Consider the following 5,900-nt stretch of genomic DNA (forward strand, 5'->3'; position numbering starts at 1 on the left):
AAAATCTCTCCCCTGCAGGGCGAAGCCCGCAGCGGGCGGGTTCCGTGCGTAGGGTGTGTGCCGCAGGCACGCACGAGTTTCCAGCCTTCCCCGCGTGCGGGTCGGCTACGCCGCCACATACGCTACGCACAGCATCCGCCATAGGGTGCGCCTCGGCGCACCATCCGAGCGATGACGCAAAAAACGCCGCATCAAGCGGCGTTTTTTTTATCTCCGTCCTGTCTGAAAAATCCTGTTTACGCCCCCGCCATTTGCACCATCAGCAGCCGTCCGCCCACGCCTTTTTGCAGGAGGATTTGCGCGCCTTCCACCAGTTTGATTTTGCCGCCGGGCGGGATGGCCGTCTTGCCGACAACGTCGTACATTTCCGGTAGTTTTTCGTTTACCAGCCACCAGTCGCCGTTGTGCTGGACGAAGTAGCCAATCCGTTTGGCGTCTGCCGCAGTCAGTTTTTCGTTGGGGAAGACGCGGTTGTCAGCGTGCCATTTGAACAGCGACTGGCCGCTATAGACCATGATGCGGTGGTTGTCCGGGCGGTAGCTGCCACCGGGGGCTTGCGAGTAGAGGTTCAGCACCGGCAGTTTGCCGTGGTGCGGCGTGCCGCAGAAGGGGCAGCGCGGGTTTTTGCTGTTGTCGAAGGCGTACCATTTTTGCTCGCACTGCGGGTTTTCGCAGGGCTGGAGCAAATCCACGGTTTTCACCAGCGCGTGTTCCCATTCGTCGGCGGTCGGCCGCGCCTGCGGGTTGTGCAGTCCTTCGATGAAGGCGCGTTCAAAGAGGCGGCTGATGTAGGGGCCGCAGAGGGTGTAGGGCGTTTTCGCGGTGTCTTTCCACGGCAGTTCGCTCGGTTTGAGTTGCGCCACTTTGATGCGGTTACTCGCGTCTTTGGGGTGCTCGACAAAGAGCGCCTGGCTGCCCATGCTCAGTTCTTCGTCGCGCTGGCTATCGTTGGGGTCGTGGATTTTGTCGCCGCGCAACGGGTGGCGGTAGAGCAGGTACATATAGATGAGCACGGCGAGCGCGTGCAGGTCGGTGGTGCGCGACGGCAGTTTGCGCTTGGGGTCGTTGCGGTCGAGGTGCGCGGTGGCAACGACTTCGGGGGCGATGAAGTCCGGCGTGCCGACGACGGTCGGCGGGTGCTTGCCGGGGACGACGAGACCGTCGATGTCTATCAGGCAGGCCTGGCCGGTGGTGGGGTCAATCAGGCAGTTTTTGTAACCGAGGTCGCTGTGCGAGAGCCCGGCCATGTGCATCCGGCGCACCGCGCGGGCGAGCATGATGCAGACTTTGAGGTGCAGCATCCAGTCGCCCAGCTCGCGCGGGTCGAGGAATTTGTTGCGGTTGTTGGCGCTGGCGAACCATTTGCCGTCCTTGTCCTTGCCCTTGATGTTAAGCATATCGTTGTTGCGGCTGCCGTATTCAAAGAAGAAGCAGCTGCGGTAGAAGGGGACGACGACGCCGAGGCGGCCTTCGTGCTCAACGACGGCGGTCGGCCAGCAGTAGAGGTTTTTCAGGTATTCGCCGCCTTCCTGGTTGAAGATGCGCTCGCGGTACTGGCCGGTGATCATTTCCAGGCGTTCGCGCGTCGCCGGGTCGGCTTTTTCGCGGAAGAAGGCGACGACGTAGTCGCGGTCGGGCGAGAATTTGACGTCTTTCATGCCGCCCTGCGCTTTGACTTCATCGACGAAGCGGACGGTTTCGCCGTTGCTGGCGGTGAGGGTGATGATGTTTTGGCTCATGGTTTTTTGTTCAGAGGGTTGGATGCGGTTAGGGGTTGCGGGCGGCTGATTTTAGCCAGCGGAAATAGCAATGAACGGCAAAGGAAAGCGCCATGCCGCCACCAAGCCAGCCGAAATGGTCGCGGTAAACCGCGAGCGTCAGCCCGCCATAGACCAGAAGGGGCGAGACGAAGTAGTCGATAGCGTCGAGGGTCGTGCGGCTGCGGCGAGCAAGCCAGCGGTGCAGCGGGTAGAGAACGGCGCAAGTGGCGATGGCGGCAAGAATCAGGATTGGTGTGTTCATGGCAATTGCTGGGTGAATGGTTTACATACAGGGTAGCGACTAAGGTGTATGTAAATGAGAGCGCCATGTCAGGGTGATGTTCATCGTGAGCTGTTGCCACGCAGTTGCGCGCGTACCTGCATCAGCGCGAAGCCGAGCAGGTTTTCGCCCAGCCATTGCAGCGGGTCGGCAGCGCGCGGGTCGCTGGCTGCCAGGCCGATGCCCCAGATGCGGTCTTGCGGGCTGACTTCGACGAGGATTTTGTCGCCGGTGTTGAGCAGGAAGGTTTGCAGCGCCGGATTTTGGCTGAATTTGCCGAGGTTGCCGGCGCAGACGATGTCAAAGCGCGCCGCCTGCCAGGTGGCATCATCGAAGTTTGCCACTGCCCGCCCCAGCGCTTTTGCCTTGCCGGGCGAGTCGCTGGCGATGATGGTGGCAAAGGCAACGCGGTCGGCAAAGCGCGCGGCTTTTTGCGCCATCATGTAGTGTTCGGCGGTGGCATAGCGCACGCCGTCCAGGGTAAAGGGCGCCGGATACCATTGGCTCAGCACGGCTTTATCCACTTCGCCCGCGCGCACCGGGGTGTGTCCCCAGAAGAACAGGTATTTGAGCTTTTGTTTTTGCCGGCAGGCGGTTTGCAGCTCGGTGAGGTTGCGGTAGGGCATGGGGTTCCTTTTTTATTTCTAAATAATATGACTTGCCGATTTTTATCGAATTATTCTTTCTTTACCAGTTTTTACTTATAGGGTGCGTAATTAGAAAAACTGTCATAACCGGGATGGTAATAACCACGTCTGCCGCCATCGCAAATGGCAATGCTACCGCTTTGATAGGTGTCATTTTTGGGTCTTCTGTGAGTTCAGCTATTATTTTTACGGGCAGCACTCTTCTTAATTGCTGCTGCGGTATATTTTCTTGCGGACTCTTATATAAACCACCATCCATTTCAAAACAGCGATGCCATGCTTTGCTATCTGGCAGTACGGTAAATCCCATCTCTTTTAACCGTGTTTTTTCGTTGTCGCTAACGGTGTAATAGCGCAGGCAAAGTGAAATTTCAAAAGGACTATCACTACCAACTCGTGCAACATTGTAGGGCAATTGAAGTTCCAAATAATCTTTGGTTATCAAGCCAGATTCATCGGTAAATTGAAATTGTTCTTTCCAGGGTTCTGTTAGCACTTTGTGCAATATTTCTATATTTTCCTGGTTAGATTTTGGCACTGACCTAATGATGAACCAGTATTTTTTACCCTGCATAATCAGGCTGCCTTTTTGGACGGTTGGCAACTCTTTGGCAACTTCGGCAAAGGCAATGATTTCATCATTTTCTATTTCTTCATGGATCTGCTTACCTTCGCCAATAAGCGCTGAAGTAATCATGCACCCCGTCAATAGCAGCGTTGTCATAACGGTAGCGGCGAGCATTAATAGTTTTTTGCGCATGGTGGTTGTCCTCTTTTACGTGTATTTAGGGCAGATGGCAAGCCGTTTTCAGCGCGTTATCCGGTGAGCAGATGCGCTCGCCACGGTATGCGCCGATGCGTTCCAGCACGCCGCCGTTTTTTTCGATAACGCGCCTAGATGCCAGGTTGTCCGGGCTACAGGTGAGCAGCAATTCGCGCAGGCCGAGGGCGTCGCTTTCGCGCAGGGCAAGGGCGAGCATTTGTGTGGCGTAGCCGCGGTTCCAGCAGGCAGGGTGGACGGAGTAGCCGATGTGGCCGCCATAATGGCGCAGGAAGTCGTTGAGTTCGTGGCGGAGGTTGATGATGCCAACTAGGTGTTCGTCGTCCCAGCCGAGCCAGGTGCTGTCGGCGACTTTGGCGACACCGTTTGGCAGTAGTGTGCCAGCGGGTGCTTCATGAAAGGCGAGCCAACTGGCGACATCGGGGAAGAGGTCAAGCGTCGCGCCGTGTAGGGGCAGGCCGGCGTCATGCACGGCGCGGCGGTAGTCTTCGATGGCAGCGCTATCGGCGGCGGTGGGTTTGCGCAGGGTAAGCATGGGAGCGCTGTTCATGTTTGTGTCTCGCCGGCGGCGGGCAGGAAGAAGGCGATGGTGCGGTCGTCGTGGTTGCCGCGCGACCAGAAGCCGAGCCAGTCATGCAGCGCCGCTTTGGGCTCTGCGGCGGCAAGCGGCGCTTGCAGTTCGTCCCAGAGGGTTTGCCAGCGCTGCGGGTTTTCGAGTGCGGCGTCGGTTTCAAATTTGGGGTCGGAGACGCCGTCGGTCATCAGGATGACGGTCGGCGCGGCTGCGGTTTCGATGGTGCGGATGCGGCGCTGGATGTCATCCGGCTGGAGTTGGGCGGCGGTGAGGAATTGGGTTTCGCCGGAGTAAGCGCCGCTGTCGGCGACACCGAGCAGGTGCAGCGCGCCGTTTTCGGGATGCCACAGCGCGGCCGCGCCGTCGCCGACCTGGTAGCCCGCACTGTACCAGCCGCCGCCTGCAAGTGGCAGGGTGAGGGCGATGAGCAGGGTGCAGGAGAGCGCTTTTTCGGCGATGCCCGCTTGCTGGGCGGCGGTTTTGTGCGCGCTGACGGCGGCGTGCAGGGCGTTGGCGATGAGGTTGTCGGCGATTTGTTTGCGGGTGGCGCTGTCGGCGTGCGCCAGTTTGTGGTGCGGTTTGCCGGGGTCGTCGAGCAGGGCGAGGATGGTGTCGGCGACGGCGTTTACTGCCAGTTGTGAGCCGTAGCGTGAGTGGCTGGCGCTGCCCGCGCCGTCGGAGACGATGAGCAGGTGGACGCCGCTCGCTTCGTGCCAGTCGATGCGGTAGTCGTCGTCGCAGTAGCTGCCAACGTGGGCATGGGAGCGGCCACGCACGCGCGCGGCAAGCAGGCGCCCCCGTGGCGTGTCTTGCAGGGTCTCAATGCTGTCTGGCTTGGCGAAGGGGGCACTTTGGTCGGAGGGTTTGTCTTGCCACAGACTTTTCGGGTCGGGGTTGATGTGCAGCGGCTGGGTGATTTCCACGGCTTTGCCGTCGTGGCTGATGGTGATGGTAAGCATGATGTCGCCGCTGGTGGTGGGCGTGCCGTGGATGCGGCGTGCGTCGCCGTCCCAGACGAGGCCGCAGTCCTGGGCAAAGGCGATGTTGAGGACGGGCGCGTCGGGCGGCAGTTCGCGTTCGTAGGGCTGGCCTTCGTTGGCGGGCGGCAGCGGCGAGAGGCTGATGCGCGGCGGTTGTGCCGGGGCGGGCGTGGGGGTATGCGGCGGGAGGGGCATGGCGGGTTCGGGTTTGTCGGCGGGAATGGTCGGGGATTTTGCGTCCGCTGTGTCCGCTGTGTCCGGGGGAGACGGCGGGTTTTCGGCGGGCGGTTCGGGCGGGGTGGCGATGGTTGTTTCTTCATGGTCGAAGAAGGTCATGCCGTCGCCTGGCGCGTCGTGGTTGGCGGCAGGGGCGGTTGCTGTGGCGGCAGGCGGCTCAATCGGGGTTTCTGTAACAGGGGTACTGGCGACGGCAGGCGGGTTTTCGCTGCTGGCAGGGGCGGCGGTTTCGTTTTGTTGACTGCCGGGCGGTATGGCGTCTGCGTTCTCCCCGCCTTCTTCTGCAGCGGGGCGGGGACTTTCTGTTGTCGCGGCGGTGCTGTCTTGCAGGAAACGTTGCCAGCTGTCGCCAAGCTCGCGCAGAAGCGGCTGATGGCGGGCGATGAATTGTTGCAGACGAGCTTCGTCGGCGGTGAGGATGTCTTGCAGGGTTTGGCGGGCGTTCATGGTTTTTTCGGGGGGTGGGTGATGGTTTTGGGTTGTTTGCAATCCGGCGGACAGCCACGCTCCTTTGAGAACCGGGTCAGCGCACGCAGCGACAAGCATTGCTTGCGCAGCGGGAAAGAGGCGTTGGGGTGGGGGGAGCAATCAATTGAAAAACGGGAATTTCAGCTCGTCAACAATATTGCCCACCCCCTCCC

At 60.1% G+C, this 5,900-nt stretch carries 6 protein-coding genes; all 6 read right to left on the minus strand.

What is annotated here, in order from left to right:
• Nucleotides 1-236: 236 nt before the first annotated feature.
• The 6 genes from Q0349_RS05255 to Q0349_RS05280 all read right to left on the minus strand — a co-directional run bounded on the left by Q0349_RS05255 (nucleotide 237) and on the right by Q0349_RS05280 (nucleotide 5,706).
• On the minus strand, nucleotides 237-1,739 hold the full coding sequence (locus Q0349_RS05255; RefSeq protein ID WP_298079829.1) for a kinase: 1,503 nt from the start codon (nucleotides 1,737-1,739) through the stop codon (nucleotides 237-239).
• 28 nt (nucleotides 1,740-1,767) lie between these two features.
• Nucleotides 1,768-2,022: a hypothetical protein gene (locus Q0349_RS05260; RefSeq protein WP_298079830.1), complete on the minus strand. Its 255-nt coding sequence runs from the start codon at nucleotides 2,020-2,022 to the stop codon at nucleotides 1,768-1,770.
• Nucleotides 2,023-2,102: 80 nt separating this feature from the next.
• Nucleotides 2,103-2,666, minus strand: coding sequence for an NADAR family protein (locus tag Q0349_RS05265; protein ID WP_298079831.1), 564 nt, complete (start codon nucleotides 2,664-2,666; stop codon nucleotides 2,103-2,105).
• A 61-nt stretch (nucleotides 2,667-2,727) separates the two neighbouring features.
• A complete protein-coding gene (locus Q0349_RS05270) occupies nucleotides 2,728-3,447 on the minus strand; it encodes a hypothetical protein (RefSeq protein ID WP_298079832.1) in 720 nt (239 codons plus the stop codon).
• Nucleotides 3,448-3,472: 25 nt separating this feature from the next.
• Nucleotides 3,473-4,018 carry a GNAT family N-acetyltransferase gene (locus Q0349_RS05275; RefSeq protein WP_298079833.1) on the minus strand — a complete coding sequence of 182 codons (546 nt, stop codon included), beginning with the start codon at nucleotides 4,016-4,018 and terminating at the stop codon, nucleotides 3,473-3,475.
• A complete protein-coding gene (locus Q0349_RS05280) occupies nucleotides 4,015-5,706 on the minus strand; it encodes a PP2C family serine/threonine-protein phosphatase (RefSeq protein WP_298079834.1) in 1,692 nt (563 codons plus the stop codon). The genes Q0349_RS05275 and Q0349_RS05280 overlap by 4 nt, the downstream gene beginning before the upstream one ends.
• Nucleotides 5,707-5,900: the final 194 nt, after the last annotated feature.

This window comes from uncultured Cardiobacterium sp. (genome assembly GCF_938028185.1).
Taxonomy (GTDB): domain Bacteria; phylum Pseudomonadota; class Gammaproteobacteria; order Cardiobacteriales; family Cardiobacteriaceae; genus Cardiobacterium.

Bases quoted from the DNA above. Each gene is read 5' to 3' on its own strand.
- Q0349_RS05255 (WP_298079829.1), bottom strand. From the start codon at position 1,739: ATGAGCCAAAACATCATCACCCTCACCGCCAGCAACGGCGAAACCGTC.
- Q0349_RS05260 (WP_298079830.1), bottom strand. From the start codon at position 2,022: ATGAACACACCAATCCTGATTCTTGCCGCCATCGCCACTTGCGCCGTT.
- Q0349_RS05265 (WP_298079831.1), bottom strand. From the start codon at position 2,666: ATGCCCTACCGCAACCTCACCGAGCTGCAAACCGCCTGCCGGCAAAAA.
- Q0349_RS05270 (WP_298079832.1), bottom strand. From the start codon at position 3,447: ATGCGCAAAAAACTATTAATGCTCGCCGCTACCGTTATGACAACGCTG.
- Q0349_RS05275 (WP_298079833.1), bottom strand. From the start codon at position 4,018: ATGAACAGCGCTCCCATGCTTACCCTGCGCAAACCCACCGCCGCCGAT.
- Q0349_RS05280 (WP_298079834.1), bottom strand. From the start codon at position 5,706: ATGAACGCCCGCCAAACCCTGCAAGACATCCTCACCGCCGACGAAGCT.